This is a genomic window from Alkalihalobacterium sp. APHAB7 (assembly GCF_048323755.1).
Lineage (GTDB): Bacteria > Bacillota > Bacilli > Bacillales > Bacillaceae_F > Alkalihalobacterium.
This window is the reverse complement of record NZ_JBLWFS010000038.1, coordinates 1-16,545: the sequence shown is the minus strand read 5'-3', so window position 1 is coordinate 16,545 and position 16,545 is coordinate 1. Positions and strand designations below refer to the sequence as shown.

15 protein-coding genes are annotated in these 16,545 nt (G+C 36.6%); 7 read left to right on the top strand and 8 right to left on the bottom strand.

What is annotated here, in order from left to right:
* Positions 1 to 5 precede the first annotated feature (5 nt).
* The 5 genes from ACNSTQ_RS21475 to ACNSTQ_RS21455 all read right to left on the bottom strand — a co-directional run bounded on the left by ACNSTQ_RS21475 (position 6) and on the right by ACNSTQ_RS21455 (position 5,225).
* A complete protein-coding gene (locus tag ACNSTQ_RS21475; RefSeq protein WP_418201799.1) occupies positions 6 to 2,726 on the bottom strand; it encodes a response regulator in 2,721 nt (906 codons plus the stop codon).
* A 224-nt stretch (positions 2,727 to 2,950) separates the two neighbouring features.
* A complete protein-coding gene (locus ACNSTQ_RS21470) occupies positions 2,951 to 4,030 on the bottom strand; it encodes a branched-chain amino acid aminotransferase (protein WP_418201798.1) in 1,080 nt (359 codons plus the stop codon).
* 216 nt (positions 4,031 to 4,246) lie between these two features.
* Positions 4,247 to 4,696, bottom strand: coding sequence for a hypothetical protein (locus ACNSTQ_RS21465; protein WP_418201797.1), 450 nt, complete (start codon positions 4,694 to 4,696; stop codon positions 4,247 to 4,249).
* Positions 4,697 to 4,834: 138 nt separating this feature from the next.
* Positions 4,835 to 4,978, bottom strand: coding sequence for a hypothetical protein (locus ACNSTQ_RS21460; RefSeq protein ID WP_418201796.1), 144 nt, complete (start codon positions 4,976 to 4,978; stop codon positions 4,835 to 4,837).
* Between the two features lie 64 nt (positions 4,979 to 5,042).
* Entirely contained in the window at positions 5,043 to 5,225 is a 183-nt protein-coding gene (locus tag ACNSTQ_RS21455; RefSeq protein ID WP_418201795.1) for a hypothetical protein, read from the bottom strand.
* Positions 5,226 to 5,449: 224 nt separating this feature from the next.
* Between ACNSTQ_RS21455 and ACNSTQ_RS21450 the strand changes: the two genes are divergently transcribed.
* On the top strand, positions 5,450 to 5,785 hold the full coding sequence (locus ACNSTQ_RS21450) for a hypothetical protein (RefSeq protein ID WP_418201794.1): 336 nt from the start codon (positions 5,450 to 5,452) through the stop codon (positions 5,783 to 5,785).
* A gap of 75 nt (positions 5,786 to 5,860) precedes the next feature.
* Here the strand turns inward: ACNSTQ_RS21450 and ACNSTQ_RS21445 are convergent, their stop codons facing one another.
* The gene (locus ACNSTQ_RS21445) at positions 5,861 to 7,885 is read right to left on the bottom strand and encodes a penicillin-binding transpeptidase domain-containing protein (protein ID WP_418201793.1); all 2,025 of its coding nucleotides are present in this window, start codon (positions 7,883 to 7,885) and stop codon (positions 5,861 to 5,863) included.
* A 163-nt stretch (positions 7,886 to 8,048) separates the two neighbouring features.
* Complete coding sequence (locus ACNSTQ_RS21440) at positions 8,049 to 8,594, bottom strand: GbsR/MarR family transcriptional regulator (protein ID WP_418201792.1); 546 nt, start codon at positions 8,592 to 8,594, stop codon at positions 8,049 to 8,051.
* A 275-nt stretch (positions 8,595 to 8,869) separates the two neighbouring features.
* Between ACNSTQ_RS21440 and ACNSTQ_RS21435 the strand changes: the two genes are divergently transcribed.
* The 5 genes from ACNSTQ_RS21435 (at position 8,870) to ACNSTQ_RS21415 (ending at position 13,926) form a co-directional block, all read left to right on the top strand.
* Entirely contained in the window at positions 8,870 to 10,087 is a 1,218-nt protein-coding gene (locus ACNSTQ_RS21435; protein WP_418201791.1) for a quaternary amine ABC transporter ATP-binding protein, read from the top strand.
* Positions 10,056 to 10,901: an ABC transporter permease gene (locus ACNSTQ_RS21430; RefSeq protein ID WP_418201790.1), complete on the top strand. Its 846-nt coding sequence runs from the start codon at positions 10,056 to 10,058 to the stop codon at positions 10,899 to 10,901. Before ACNSTQ_RS21435 ends, ACNSTQ_RS21430 begins: the two co-directional genes overlap by 32 nt.
* A gap of 63 nt (positions 10,902 to 10,964) precedes the next feature.
* The gene (locus tag ACNSTQ_RS21425; protein WP_418201789.1) at positions 10,965 to 11,894 is read left to right on the top strand and encodes a glycine betaine ABC transporter substrate-binding protein; all 930 of its coding nucleotides are present in this window, start codon (positions 10,965 to 10,967) and stop codon (positions 11,892 to 11,894) included.
* A gap of 296 nt (positions 11,895 to 12,190) precedes the next feature.
* Complete coding sequence (locus tag ACNSTQ_RS21420; RefSeq protein ID WP_418201788.1) at positions 12,191 to 12,526, top strand: DUF5658 family protein; 336 nt, start codon at positions 12,191 to 12,193, stop codon at positions 12,524 to 12,526.
* Positions 12,527 to 12,741: 215 nt separating this feature from the next.
* A complete protein-coding gene (locus ACNSTQ_RS21415; RefSeq protein ID WP_418201787.1) occupies positions 12,742 to 13,926 on the top strand; it encodes a class I SAM-dependent rRNA methyltransferase in 1,185 nt (394 codons plus the stop codon).
* 239 nt (positions 13,927 to 14,165) lie between these two features.
* Here the strand turns inward: ACNSTQ_RS21415 and ACNSTQ_RS21410 are convergent, their stop codons facing one another.
* Complete coding sequence (locus ACNSTQ_RS21410; RefSeq protein WP_418201786.1) at positions 14,166 to 14,885, bottom strand: YebC/PmpR family DNA-binding transcriptional regulator; 720 nt, start codon at positions 14,883 to 14,885, stop codon at positions 14,166 to 14,168.
* 183 nt (positions 14,886 to 15,068) lie between these two features.
* On the opposite strand from ACNSTQ_RS21410, the gene ACNSTQ_RS21405 reads away from it, so the two are divergent.
* Positions 15,069 to 16,274, top strand: coding sequence for an MFS transporter (locus tag ACNSTQ_RS21405; RefSeq protein WP_418201785.1), 1,206 nt, complete (start codon positions 15,069 to 15,071; stop codon positions 16,272 to 16,274).
* The last annotated feature ends 271 nt before the right edge of the window (positions 16,275 to 16,545 follow it).

Genomic DNA, 16,545 nt, shown 5'->3' with positions numbered 1-16,545 from the left:
TTTCCTCACTTATATATCCATACTTTGATTAGTGATAGTAACTGGTCCATATTAACTGGCTTACTAATATAGTCTGATGCACCAGCTAAAATACATTTTTCTTTATCGCTTTTCATCGCTTTTGCCGTTAAAGCAATGATTGGAAGCTCTTGAAATTCCTTCATTTCACGAATCCGCTTCATTGCTTCATATCCATCCATTTCTGGCATCATAATATCCATAAGAACGATATCAATTGACGTGTCACTATTTAAAATTTCAAGAGCTTCTCTCCCGTTTTCTGCAAACAACACTTTCATATTCTGCATTTCAAGAGCTGTTGTTAACGCAAATACATTCCGCATATCATCATCGACAACGAGGACCACTCGATCTTCAAACGGTTCTTTATTCTGCTCTTCGTTTACAGCAGGCACCTCAATCTTATCTAATTCTGTATGGTGATTAGACTCCACAATAAGCACATTATTTTCCTGTGATGCCGCCACTTCTTCCATTACCGTTTGTTGGATCTCTGAAAGCCCGTAATAATCCGGTATGTGAAGACTAAAAATACTTCCTTTCCCTTCGACACTTTCAATCGTTACATACCCGCCTAAAAGTTGTGATAGTTCACGGGTGATTGACAATCCAAGACCTGTCCCACCAAACTTTCTGCTCGTTGTTCCATCCCCTTGGAAGAACGCTTCAAAAATATCTTGTTGCTTACTTTTCGGGATACCAATACCAGTATCAACAACAGAAAAGACAATCTTAGACCTAACGTCTTCTCTACCTTTACTTAATCGAAGTTCAACCGAACCTTTTTGTGTGAATTTAAAGGCATTTGACAATAAGTTTTTCAAGATTTGTTTTAGGCGTTGATCATCCGTAAAAATAATCTTTGGTGCATCTTCAGCGATTGTAATTTTAAAATTCAAGCCTTTTTGACGAGCAACAGGATTAAATTGACGCTCAACAAAACCTTTTACATCATTCAAAAGCACTTGTTCAGGGTAAATATCAATCTTTCCAGATTCAATTTTTGATAGATCAAGTATATCGTTAATTAGATCAAGAAGATCACTTCCTGAAGAATGGATTGTTAAAGCATACTCAATTTGTTTTTCTGTTAAATTACCTTCACCATTTTCAGAAAGAATCTGTGACAAAATCAACATACTGTTGAGAGGCGTTCTAAGTTCATGAGACATATTAGCAAGAAATTCTGATTTATACTTTGAGCTTAATTCAATGCCACGATTTTTCTCTTCTAAGTCCATTTTGATTTTTTCTAGCTCTTTTGTTTTTTCATCTGAATTTTTATATTGCTCATGTAACTGATCATTTGTAAGTCTTAGTTCTTCTTGTTGCTGCTGAAGCTCTTCCGATTGAGTCTGTAGTTCTTCAGTTAATGTTTGTGACTCGGTTAAGAGTTTTTCAATTTGCATATGATTAATAATTCGATTTATGATTGCTCCAGATGATTCGCTAACTTGCTTTAATAACTTTAATTGTAAAGAAGTGAACCTTTCAAATTTAGCTAATTCTAAAACACCAAGAACTTCATCTTCTATTTCAATAGGAAGGAGTACTAAAGAGGTTGGGGCCGACTCTCCTAAACCTGATTTAACAGAAATATAATCTACTGGTAATTTATCAATTTTTATTATCTTGTTATCTTGAGCACATTGCCCTACTAAACCTTGTCCGACCTTAAACGTTCCTTCCCCAACTTTTCCATTTTGGCTTAATGCATAACCCGCAATTTGTTTCAGTTCACCCTCTTCTTTTAAATAAACGGTACCGTACGTAGCCTCAACGGATGATGCCACTTTTGAAATGAACATTTCACCAAAGCGCTCGATATTTTGCAAGCCCTGAAATTTAGTCATAATTTCTGCGTATTTTGTTTTAATCCAATTCTCATTTTCAAGATATTTCTTTAATTCCTTTTCTTGCTTAGAATAATCCTCTAAAGCATGGGCCATTTCGTTATACGCTTTTGCAATATCACCAATTTCATCCTCAGAAATAGCCTCAATACGTGGTAAATCTTCATTTACATGTCCTGGGACACTCGTTATTACATCGCGAACTTTATAAATGCTTTTCGTAATACTACGGACGACAGAAATCGTAATTCCAATAACAATGATAGCTGCAACTATAAAAAGTGAAAATAAAAAAATTACCGTATTCCGAAAATCACTCTCAATACTAGCTAACGCTGTGCTCATTGCTTTTTCTTCTATTTCATTTAGACGATCAAATCCGACAACGATCTGGCTTCTCATATCACGATTTTCATCAATTAATTCTCTTATCCCTAGTTGAGTATTTCCTTCTAAGGTATGTTCGATTGCCCGACTAATAACTGTAAAGTAAGCATTACTTAAGTCATGTAATGTTGAAACAATTTGTTTACTTTCTGGATCGGAATAGGGCATTACATCCAATTGAGCAAATAAATCTGCTGTATCGACTCTTGACTTTTGGATAGCACGAATATGTTCTTCAATCACGATGTCGTCACTCATCAACAGAAGTTCCCTAATTTCTCTTGCTGTCGTATTAATCTCATTTCGAAGCAATTCAATAAGCTTAACTCGTTCATAGTTTTCATGAACGATCGAATTCATATTATCCTTCTGTTGATTCATCGTGTAGTATACATTGGCACTGAGAATAACAATAATGAAGAGAATGGCGCCAAATCCAAAATAAAGTTTTGTTTTTAGTTTCATCTTTTCCAAAACCTTTCATAATTGATAAATTCACTTCGAAATTATCACTATATTATGGTTATTTTACTATATTGGCTAACCTGATTCTACAAAAATTACAAACAATTCTAATATTTCGTCCATATCTTTTGTTTTTCAAACTGATATTCGACTATCTCATCACGAGATTTCTTAACCATCCTATAAAAAAAAGAGCTGACTTATAGAGTCAGCCCCAACAACATTTATTCTTTTACTTCCACCGTCCAACCATAAGGATCTGGCCGCTTCCCTGTTTGAATAGCTGTCAAAGTTTCATATAACTTTTTAGAAAGTTTCCCTGTATGCCCATTATTTATAGTCATTTGCTGATCATTCCATGTCAGCTCGCCGACTGGTGATACAACAGCAGCTGTACCTGTGCCAAATACTTCTTCTAATATTCCTTCCTTATGCGCTTGAAAAATTTCTTCAATTGAAACTCTTCTTTCAACAACCGGAATGTTCCAATCTTTTAGCAGTTCAATAATCGACAATCTCGTAATTCCCTCTAAAATGCTTCCATTCAAGAGCGGAGTGACTACTTCTTCTCCCATTTTAAAGAACACATTCATACTTCCTACTTCTTCTATATATTTTTTCTCTACTCCATCAAGCCATAACACCTGAGAGTATCCTTTATCAGTTGCTCTTTGTTGAGCAATATAGGCTGCTGAATAATTTCCAGCGGTTTTTGCCATTCCTGTCCCCCCACGAACAGCTCTTGTAAACTCTTCTTCTACGAAGATTTTTACGGGATGAATTCCTTCACGGTAATATGACCCGACTGGTGATAAAATAATGTAAAATTGATATGTATTTGATGGTGCTAAAGAGAGATTGGGTTCTGTTGCAATAATAAATGGTCGTATATAAAGGGAGTATCCCGCTGTTGTTGGTACCCATTCTTTATCGATACGAAGCAACTCTTCTAAGTAAGTTAGAACAAGTTTTTCATCTAGTAGAGGGATGCTCAAACGTTCACTTGACCGGTTCATACGTTGAAAATTCTTTTCAGGTCGAAATAATAATATACGATTATCCTCTGTGGAATAAGCTTTTAACCCTTCAAAAACAGTTTGTCCATAATGAAAAATCATCGCTGCTGGGTCTAAAGTAATTGGTTCATATGGAGTAATGCGAGGATGATGCCAACCTTTTTCAGTTGAATAGTCCATCACAAACATATGGTCTGTAAATTCTTTACCAAAAGCTAATTGTTCTTCAGCCACTCGCTGTTTACGGTTCGTATTTTTTATAACGGTTAGATTGTGTTGTTCATTCATTCTCCCCACTCCTTTTAAAATCTTTTTCAGTGTAGATACCAACTATTATTCTAATATATACCAATTAAAAGATTCTAGACACCCCTTATCTTTCTATTGGTCATTAATAATTGATAGTATGTTTTAGCTCCTTCATTTCTAAAAGAGCTTCTCCCATTCTATCTGCAGCCAAAAAGAAAGGCACTGTATACAGTGCGTAAAGACGGAAATACATATTCATGATGAATCTTGTTTTAGTTTTAATAACTCTCTATTTAGATGAGCCAACTTTAATTTTATCTGCTCTGCCGTTTTTTCGTCTCCACTTTTTAAGAAATCGCTTAATTCTAATAAATACTTATCAATACGTCGGTAAATATCTTCCTCTTTCTTTGTTCGCTCTTCTTGCTTCTTTCTATTAATTTCTAGCGATATAGGGACAAATTGATCAATCGTTTGAAGCATTTTTTCTGTCTTTATGTCAACTTCAATGATCTCAAGAAAGGTCTTATGTTTCATCATTGTCAGTGTATGATTTCCTAGTGCGGAATAAATGTTTAAAATCATCTTCCCTGAGTCAAACCCCCAAAAGATACTATAATTTAAACTCAGTACCCCTTTTATCAATCGATCTAATTGCTGTTTATCTAATTTTATTGAAAGGTCACTACAATGAATTCGTTTCATGGGCTACACCTCGCTACAAATTAATTCCCTCCATTTTTTTAATATCTTCTTTGTAATCCCTTACAATAAAACTATTTCACTTGTGCTCTTTTTATGTTGAAAACAGAAAAAAGAGGCCTATACTTAGGCCTCTCTCGGTTAACCTTTAATTCCTACAAGCCACTCCTTGTAGCATTCACTACAAAGCGGATGTTCAACAAGATCACTATCTTGAATAAAAGAAGCGTATTGGAAGTTAGTCTCTTCTAGTTCACCGTTACAATAAAAACATTGCTGATCCAAAGTGAACGTCTCCTTTTAGAAAGTGATATTGAATACGTACCTGAAATGAACGATTTCTTGTACGTTAGTTGTTGTTATTGTTGTTATTGTTGTTGTTATTGTTGTTGTTATTGTTGTTATTACGGTTGTTGAAATCTTGTGCATCGTTCTCATTTGCAAACTCAGTGTTTACATTGTCGATGTTTAATTCGTTGTTGTTGTTATTGTTGTTGTTGTTTCTGTTGTTACGGTTATTGTTGTTAGCCATGACCTACACCTCATTCTAAAATTTTTATTATTGGGTTGAGATCGAAGTAATCATAATAAAGGATATCTCCCTTTTTACTTTTGCGTCTCACTCAGTTCCCGTAGTTATTTTTCTCAAAAATCAAAACTTCATACATGAAAAATTAAAATTCCTGAGTATTTTGTCCATACCATACGGTCTTCCTACAAATAAAATATATTAGCGAAGACTGAGGAGGGATAGCAATGGAGAAAAATCAGAACGAAATGATATTACTAAATGAAAAAATAGATCAACTAAAACAGGAAGTGGAAGCATTATCCAAGGTTATTGAAAAAAAAACCGATGAGAATGATGTAAAAGTAATTATAGATGAACAAATGAAAGAAAATAAGTACATGACAAATGAACAGGTTGCATTGACCGTTGATAAAATTTTAACTGAAAAAGAATTTACAACAGAAACAGAGGTAAAAAATAAAACGAAGGAGATCCACTTAAAAATTGTCAAATGGACTATTGGGACCGGACTAAGTGTTGCAGCTATCATTTTAGCGTTGCTAAGGGTTATTTTATTATAACGAAATGATCATTTATCTATTCATATTATGAAGTAAAAAGGACTTCTCACATGAGAAATCCTTTCAGTGACTTCACTATCTTAATGTTTGTAAAAACACATCTTTTACTTTCGGAACGACGTACCCGCTGCCACCTTCAACATCTTCAATCATCATTAGTACAAGTAATTCAGGATCATTGGTATTCATAGCAATAAACCATCCAAACTCTTTCCCTTCTTCATTTTGACTTAATTTATATTCAGTCGTACCCGTTTTACCTGCAAGCGGCATACCATCAATCTTCGCATTAGATGCCGTACCGTTTGGACTTTCAATCACTTGCGACAGGTCAGAAAGAATACGATTAGCGTAGTCCTTACTTATAACGCCTTCTTTCCATATTTCCGGATCTTCATCCGTGAAAAGTACCGGTTTTGGAATGTTTCCTCCATTTATAAAAGCAGTATACATTAAGGACATATGCAAAGGATTTACTAACATTTCAGCTTGACCATAGGCTGTATTTGCTAAATCGACTTCTGTCTTTATACCGTCATTAGCAATCTGAGATGTCGTTAATGGATATTTAAAAGGAACACTCTCTTCAAATCCGAATAATTGCAAGCCATCTATTACAGTTTTATCACCGAGCTCGACAGCCATTTGGGCAAAGTAAATATTATCGGAATACACGAGAGCATCGGTTAAGTCAATATCGTGATTTGGATCTTTTACACGTCTTACTTCATAATTCCCCCATGAATCGTCCTTCCGCCAACCTAAACCGTCGATCTTTCGCTTTTCATCAGAATCCCAGCCATTCTCAAGAGCAATTGCAGCAGTTACTGATTTTACTGTTGACCCTGGTGCATATGCTTGAGTGAAACGATTGAGTAAAGGTCTATGTTCATCTTCACTAAAGTTGGCTTCAGATACACTTCCGATTACAAATTCATTGGGGTTATAAGCCGGAGCATTTACTAACGCTAAAACTTCTCCCGATGTCGGATGTAATGCCACACCAGTTCCTGCATCATTATCTTTTTTATACTGCTCATAAATTGAAACTTGTACTTCACCGTCGATCGTTAGTTGTAACGTCTTTCCATCAACAGCTTCTTTTTTAGCTAGAATGTCCTTCTCGTTTCCACCTTCATCTACAATAGAAATGACTGCGCCGTTTTCACCTCTTAGTTCGTCTTCATATAAACTTTCAAGACCAGTCCGACCAATTAAAGAATTTGAGGTATATCCCTTATCTTCATGTTTTTCTAAAAGTTCCTTTGTTATCGGTGTAATATACCCGATTAAATGAGCTGCCGCTTCTCCTAGAGGATATTCCCTTGCAGGAACAGGTAAGTATGTTACACCTTCAGAGATGGCGCGTAACTCTTTAGCAAATTCCATTTGTTCGTTTGGAACTGTTTTAACTGGGACAAATGTATCAGGTCTTACCCACGATTGATCCAGTGCTGCTTCAATCTCCTCAACAGACACGTCAATTTGTTTACTTAATTCGCTAATCGTATATTCTTCTAGCCCTTCCATACGATCTTGTACAAGCCCAATCTGAACAACCTGTCCATTCTTTGCTAAAAATTCTCCATTTCGATCAACGATCTCCCCGCGTATTGGAGTTAATGTTCTTACTTTTACTTGATCTCCTTGCTCAAGATGTGGTATTACCATCGCTGGTGTCCAATTGACTTTCCACTGTTTTAGTTCATCTGTTTCTTCTAATTGTAAGTCAACAGCAGAATGAAAATGAAGATTACCTGCAATTGTATCGAGCTCCAGCTCATATTCAAGGACCGCCTCTGTCATATCTTCTGTAATTTCATCTTCAGGATCTCTGATAGGTGTTGTTACCACTATATTTCCTGCTTGTATTTCACTATAGTTTTTACTATACGTTTCTACAAACTCTTCCTTAGAAATCAAGTTTTTTGCCTGTATTGAAAGAAGTTCATACATTAAATCGTAGGTTCCTTCTTCCCAATGCATTGCAAATTCACTTAATGCATCTTCTGGTGTCGGCAGCTCTTCTGAACAGCCTGCTAGTAAAAACAACGTAACAAACAGTGCAATAATACCACTTATCTTCATCTGTTTACTCATTGATTTCCCCTCTCACTTCTTGTATATGTACTATTGTTTATATTAACAAATTTTACAATAATTTAGGGGGGTATGGTGTAATAATTTTAAAACAGCAAGACTTAACAGATAAGATATACGCAAAAAAAGCTGATTGAACCAAAAGGTAACAACCAGCAATTTTTTAGTCTTTTTTTGGTCTAGGGACAATATCATAAATCTTGCCACTTTCGAATAGTTCAATTACTTGCCCGAGCCATTCATAATAACTTCTCGCTTTTTCAAGTTTTTTTCGGTCTATTTCAATAACTTCTTTTAACATTACGTCTTCTGTTTCAGCATACAATTCATCTAATGCACGACCTAATTCGACACCTGCTTCAAGGTTATCGTCAACAGCTGTACGCCAGCGGTTTACAAATAATGAAGAAAAAGATTTATACCAGTCTTCTTCTGTCTGATAAAGATCTTTTCTTACTCCTTTTTGCCAAACTCGTTCGACCATATCAGAGTCTAACAAATTTCTAATACCAGTACTCATACTTGTTTTACTCATTCCAAGCTCTTTACTCATTTCATCTAATGTTAATGGTTCATCAGCAAAAAATACGGTTCCATATAAACGTCCTACTGAAGGAGTTATTCCATATAAATACATATTTTTTGAAATCTCTTGGATAAAACGAGTACGATACCGCTCTAACTTTTTCCACTCTTCCTGTTGACTCATAGTCTTCTCCTTTTCTATCTCCAATTCACACTTCCCATATTAACAAAGAACGGAAAAACATAAAAGTTATGCTTTTATGTAGCATTTGTTCGCATTTGTTAGAAATAAGGCGTATTTTAGTAATATATTTTGTACAGTTTAAACTTTACAAACTTTTTGAACTAAACATACCAAATATAAGGTTTGATCTGGTAAAAAAGGAGGAGTATAGTTATAAAGTCAGCACTCATTCGTTATTCGAAATAATTGAAGTAAACACAAAGAGGTGAAATAAGATGTCAAAAATTAAGGTTGAAGGGCTTACGAAAATTTTCGGTAAAAAGCCAAAACGAGCCTTAGACATGTTAAATCAACAGAAATCAAAAGATGAGATATTAAAAGAAACCAATATGACAGTAGGTGTGAATAAAGCAAGCTTTGAAGTTGAACATGGTGAAATCTTTGTAATTATGGGTCTTTCCGGTAGTGGTAAGTCAACACTTGTCCGTTTACTAAACCGACTCATTGAACCAACAGATGGAAGTGTTTGGATCGATGGTGAGGATTTAGCGAAAATGGATGAGAAAAAATTACGTGAAGTAAGACGAAGTAAAATGAGTATGGTTTTTCAAAAGTTCGGCCTCTTTCCTTTTCGAACAATATTAGAAAATGTTGAATATGGCTTAGAAGTACAAGGCATCCCAAAACAGCAGCGAAGAGTAACGTCTCAAACTTCTCTAGAGCTTGTAGGTCTTAAAGGATATGAGGACAAATATCCAAGTGAACTTTCTGGTGGGATGCAGCAACGTGTTGGTTTGGCTCGTGCGTTAGCGAATGATCCTGATGTTTTGTTAATGGACGAGGCATTTTCAGCACTAGATCCTCTTATCCGTAAAGATATGCAAGATGAACTTCTCGATTTACAAGAACAAATGAAAAAGACGATTATCTTCATCACTCATGATCTCGATGAAGCACTGCGTATCGGTGACCGCATCATGATTATGAAAGACGGGGCAATTATTCAAATTGGTACGCCAGAAGAAATCTTAACAAACCCTGAAAATGAATACGTAGAACGATTTGTTGAGGATGTTGATCGTTCCAAAGTATTTACAGCACAGCACGTTATGATGCGCCCAGAAGCAGTTAACATCGAGAAAGATGGACCGCGAGTAGCGCTTCAACGTATGAAGGAAGCTGGAATTTCGAGTATTTTTGTTACGAAACGTAATAAAGAACTACTTGGCATTGTTCATGCAGATCAAGTGTCCAAACTTGTAAAAGAAAATAATAATAGCTTAGAAGGAATTGTCGAGAAAAATGTTCCTCAAGTCACTTCTACGACCGCCTTAAATGACTTGATGGATATTGCATCTACAAGTCCAGTTCCTATCGCTGTAGTCGATGACAACAAATTAAAAGGAATTATTGTAAGAGGCGCAGTTCTTGCAGCTTTATCAGGAAGTGAGGTGAATTTAAATGGATCAATTACCGAAGCTTCCATTAGCTGATTGGATTGATAGTTTAGTAGATTGGTTAAAAAATGCAGAGTGGTTTTTCGCTGCCATTACTGGAGCCATTCGTTTTTTAGTCGATGTAAATGAATTTTTACTTAGTTTGCTTCCAAGTTGGATATTTATTTTAGTATTAACAGCGATCGCTTATTTTGTTACTAAACGAAAATGGGGCTTAGCTATCTTTGTCTTTTTAGGGTTATTCTTAATTGATAATTTAGGGTTCTGGCAAGATATGTTACTTACACTATCTCTCGTGCTAACGAGTGCAATGATTTCTGTCATCTTTGGGATTCCCCTTGGAATTTGGATGGCGAAAAACAAAGTAGTTGATAGTATTTTCAAGCCTATATTAGATTTTATGCAAACAATGCCCGCTTTCGTATACTTAATTCCCGCTGTTGTGTTCTTTGGAATTGGAATGGTACCTGGTGTCGTCGCATCTGTTATTTTTGCTATGCCTCCTACCGTTCGCTTGACGAACTTAGGGATTCGACAAGTATCGACTGAATTAGTAGAAGCTGCAGATGCTTTCGGTTCAACTCCGGCACAGAAGCTATTTAAAGTTCAACTACCGATGGCCAAGACAACCATCATGGCTGGTGTCAACCAAAGCATTATGCTTGCCCTATCAATGGTCGTTATCGCTTCGATGATTGGAGCGATGGGACTTGGTACAAAAGTGTACTATGCCGTGGGTAGAAATGATGCAGGCGGTGGGTTTGAAGCAGGGATCGCCATCGTTATATTGGCCATTATTCTCGATCGCTTAACCCAAAGCTTTAACCGTCAAAAAGGAACAACACATTAAGCTAATGCTCGTCACTCTTTAACTAGAGATGACATAGATAAAACACAAAAGGAGAGGGTCAAAATGAAAAAGTATTTAAAAAGGTTAGGAATAGCTACTGGTCTATCTTTAACATTAGTAGCTGCAGGTTGTGGCTCAGAAGATGCTAGTCAAGAAGCACCAACTGGCGATAGCAACGATGGTGCTGTAACAGAAGAAGTATCGGTAGGAGAGCAACTAGACTTTACTATCACAGGGATTGATGCAGGTGCTGGTATTATGGCAGCAACAGAAAATGCTATCGAAACTTATGGTTTAGATGACTATCAATTACAACCTAGTTCCGGTGCAGCGATGACTAGTGCACTAGATGCTGCCATTGAAAGAGAAGAAGCGATTGTTGTAACAGGTTGGACACCACATTGGAAGTTTGCTGCATATGATTTAAAATACTTAGAAGATCCTGAAGGTGTATTCGGTGCAGCCGAAAGCATCCACACGATCGTTCGTGAAGGTTTAAATGCTGACTTACCTGAAGCGTACCAAGTATTAGATAACTTCTACTGGACACCTGATCACATGGGAGAAATCATGGTCGAAGTGAACGAAGGTGCTGAACCTGCTGATGCAGCAGCTGCTTGGATTGAAGGAAATCAAGACATCGTTTCTGAGTGGACAAATGGTGTTGATGCAGTTGATGGCGAAGCGATTACACTAGCATTCGTAGCATGGGACTCTGAAATTGCGTCTACACACATGATTGGTGCCGTTCTTGAATCTATCGGTTATGATGTAACATTAATGTCAATGGAGCCAGGTCCAATGTTTACAGCAGTTGCAACAGGTAGTGCAGATGCTATGGTAGCAGCATGGCTTCCAGCAACTCATGAGTCTTACTATGAAGACTTCAAAGAAGACTTTGTTGATCTTGGTGCAAACCTAGACGGTGCAAAAATTGGTCTAGTTGTTCCAGCATATATGGATATTGACTCGATTGAAGATTTAAAAAACTAGAGTAGTACGATAAAAACTTATTAATAATATACTTTCAGAGGCTGGCTTATAAGTCAGCCTCTTTTTTGATTCAACAATTAATTTTATTTACCTACCAAAACCTATACGCAGCAATGAATTACATTTATGAACAAGAGCATACTATTAATATATTCGTTTTTTAAAACTGAAGTAAAATAGGCCAGATGGACTAATCTTTAATAATTTATTGCTTTTCCTTCCCTATCTTTTCCCTTCATTGTATTCTTAATACAGAACAATATTCTTTATTAAGAACATCCAGGAGGTTGTTTCACGTGCTTCAACATATCCTTAAAAATCGAAAGCCATACCTCATAACCTTTTGTCTCTTACTATTGTCAATTGCTGATGCGATATTTACCGATTTGGGTTTACGTCACGCTGTAATTACAGAACTAAATCCCATCATGAATTCAGTCTACTACACAAGTATACCTTTATTTTATGTTATAAAAATTATACTGCCTGTCATGTTACTCATTGCTATTCCCTATGCCTTTTCTAGTCGTCTAGTCAAACAAACTTTAACTTTTGCACTTGTAATTTACTTTGGAGTATTTATTTATCATGTTGGCTGGACCTCTTATGTTTTTTACGTTTTGTCATCATAAACAAACCTGCAAGTACTTAGTCTTTATTATGTTCCCTTTTCTTGTCAATGCTAATTAAGTCCATGTAAGGGTTTCTTCATTCTAATACCATGTGCCCTTTATTGTAAATGAACATACAATTATGTATGATAGACAAGATAATACATATCGTGAACTCCCACCAGTTTCTATACTGAAAACGAGTTCAATCACCAGGAAAAATTGGAGTTGAGAATGTGGCAAAAGTAGTTTTAAATCGCAAGCGAAAAAAACGACTAGAACAAGGGCATCCATGGGTTTATCAGAGTGAGGTCGCTTCTATTGAAGGAGACTACCAACCAGGAGATATCGTTGATGTCTATAATCATCAAAATTTCTTTTTAGCAAAAGGTTTTATTAATCCGAATTCGCAAATGATTGTTCGCATTCTGTCTTACGAAAAAGACGAAGCTATTGATCAAGCGTTCTTTTATCGAAAAGTCCAAAAAGCGTGGGCATATCGTGAACGCTTTGTTCCAAATGTACGTTCTTGCCGTGCGATCTATGGCGAAGCGGACTTTTTGCCAGGGTTAATAGTTGATAAATATGAAGACACATTAGTCGTTCAAAATATGGCTCTAGGCATGGAAGTAAGAAAAGAGCTTATCTTAGAGGCTTTACTAGAAGTTTTTAAACCTAAAGCGATTTACTTAAGAAACGACGTATACGTTAGAGAATTGGAAGGATTAGAACAAGAAAAAGGGTTTTGGTACGGAGAAGGACCTACTGAGATCGAAATTGAAGAAAATGGTGTGAAATATATTGTTGATATTGAGGGCGGTCAAAAAACTGGCTTCTTCTTTGACCAACGTCAAAATCGTGCAGCGATCCAACCGCTTATTACTCCAGAATCAACAGTTCTCGATTGTTTTACTCACACTGGCTCTTTTATGTTAAATGCGTGCAAGTATGGCGCCAAGCATGTTACAGCCGTTGATATCTCCGACCATGCAATTGCAACAGCAAAGCAAAATACAAGTCTTAATGGCTTTTCTAATGTAGATTTTGTTGTTGCTAATGCCTTTGATTACTTGCGTGATGAAGTTCAAAAAGGAACCGAGTTTGATGTGGTTATCATTGATCCGCCGGCCTTTGCGAAATCACGTCATGCTGTAAAGAAAGCAATACGAGGCTATAAAGACGTCAACTTAAATGGATTAAAACTCGTTCGTGATGGAGGTTATTTTGTTACAGCAAGTTGCTCTTTCCATGTCCATGGGCATATGTTTGAAGAAATGGTCCAAGAAGCAGCATTTGATGCACGCAAAGTTCTCCGCCAAATTCACTGGAGCGGTGCAGGCTATGATCACCCTAAACTGCTCAGCGCCGAAGAAGGAGATTACTTAAAGTTTGCGATTTATGAAGTAAATAATCGCGGCTAGACAAAACATAAGTTCCAACAAAAATTTTAGCTCGATTTTCCTTTTGAAAAGGATGATCGAGCTTTTAATTAGTTCCCTCCTTTTACTGGAAACACCAGGTCAATCCTATGTTATTGGAAAAGGACCTCATTTTAATACAAAGTTACTATCTATACTACTTCTACAAAAAAAGCTCCCTCCCTGTACGAAGGAGATACTCATCATACAGAAAGGCAAGCTTATTAGTGTTAGTTAGTTATTTATTCACCTAAATCAACATTGTGGTACACTTGCCCGACATCTTCTAAGTCTTCTAGGGCATCCATTAGTTTCTCGAATTGTTCTTGTGCATCTTCAGGAAGAGTAATGTCATTTTGTGCAAGCATCGTTAGTTCAGCAACATTAAATTCTGTAATGCCGTTATTTTTAAACGCTTCCTGTACTTCATGGAACTGATCAGGTTCAGCGTAAACAATGACTGTATCTTCTTCTTCTAAAATGTCTCGTGGATCGAGATCCGCTTCCATTAATAATTCTAACACTTCGTCAGCTGTTTTTCCTTCAACACCGATAACTGTCGTTGCATCAAACATATAAGATACCGAACCGCTAACGCCCATATTCCCGCCATTTTTTTTGAACGCAGCACGGACTTCAGCTGCTGTGCGGTTTACGTTATTTGTTAGCGCGTCGACGATAATCATTGATCCATTTGGTCCAAAGCCTTCATAACGTAGTTCATCGTAAGTTTCTTCTGAACCACCTTTCGCTTTTTCAATCGCTCGATCGATAATTGTCTTCGGTACACTATATGTTTTTGCACGCTCAAGAACTACTTTTAAAGCTTGGTTAGATTCTGGATCAGGCTCACCTTGTTTTGCAGCCACGTAAATCTCACGCCCAAACTTTGCATAAATACGACTCGTATTTTTGTCTTTTGCCGCTTTTTTCTCTTTAATGTTATTCCATTTACGACCCATAATGAACACTCACTTTCAAGTTTTAAAATCTACGTTGTCTATTATACAATAGAATTGTCATTTGGTTAACTAGACTAATTAGACGTTCCTCTAACTTGTACATTTAATCCTACTTACCTTTTATATCTATTAAACTCTTTTCCTATTTATACTATAATGGACACTATGAGAGGTGGCTCGGGCATGAATCCATATAAAATACTTTGGTTACTTTCAATCGCTCAATTTTTAGCGATGCAAGTGTGGTTTAATTTTTCTGCCGTACTCCCAGTCGTAGAAAGTGAATGGGGATTAACTTCAACACAGTCTGGCGTTATCATTGCTTGTTTCCACCTCGGTTATGTCATTGCTATCCTTTTTTATAGCTTTATGAGTGATAAGTATGATCCAAAACAATCTTTTGTTTATGGAGCCTTAATTGCTGGAACGGCTGGTATCTTATTGAGCTTTTTTGCACAGGGTTTTTGGTCTACTCTCATTTTACGGACAATAAGTGGTATCGGAATTGCAGGAATTTATGTACCTGGCATGCGAATTTTATCGCAGTTATTTCCTGCTCACGAAAGAGGTAAGGCTCTTGGCGTATATGTAGGTTCATTAGTTGTTGGTTCAGGTTTTTCCTTACTCGTCTCTGGGCTGTTTATTGAAATAATTGGTTGGCAAGGTGTTGTATTTATTACCTCTACATTTTGCTTAATCGCTAGCTTGATTGCATTTTTTGTTAAAGTTCCACCAATGCCTACTAGTAATGGAAGTGCTTTTGATCTTAAGAAAATAAAGAACGTATTTAAAAAACCTAATCTACTAGTGAATGGCGGTTATGCTGGTCATTGTTGGGAATTGTATGCGATGTGGGCATGGATTGGGCCTTTTCTCGTATATTACTTTCTCCAGCAAGGGTTTGAACAAGAAGCTGCGATCCGCTTCGGTAACATTGCCGGTGCTTTAGTCATTATGATAGGAGGTATTGCTACATATATTGGCGGTAGAGTCTCAGATTCAATCGGTCGGGTGAAAGCTGCAACATTTTTTCTAATCATTAGTATCTTTTGTTCCATAGCTATTGGTTGGTCGGTGCAACTTCCAATCATACTTATGCTTCTATTAGCAGTAGTCTATGGATTTACCATTGTGGCTGACTCTCCTATTTATAATGTATCGATAACAGAAGTAGCTGACCCTGATGTAATCGCTCTGGCTCTTGGAGTCCAATCTGTTCTAGGCTTTACGGTAACTATTTTTTCTCCTATTGTTTTTGGATTCTTCCTCGATCAATTTAATTGGGGAATGGCGTTTATGGTTATTGGGCTTGTAACGATAATAGCTCCCATTTGTATGCTGCTCTTAGGCAAAATACAACATACAACAAAGTTACATCAAGGGAATTAGAAAGTATGATGTTCCAAGATTGAACTAGTGAGATGTTTAAATACCATTAATGGAAAAAGGCTGGGACATAACTGGTCCAAAATAGTCATAAAAAAGCTCCGAGCATCAAAAAACGATGTTCGGAGCTTTTTTGGGCTGATCCTTCGGATCTATTGCCTGATTAACTGCACTTAGCGATGTACTTTCTCAAGTTCACCGCCATGAACGCAAACCCTAATTCATTTTTCACCTTCTCTTTGCCTCTCACTGATAAACGAGTGAAATGCAAATT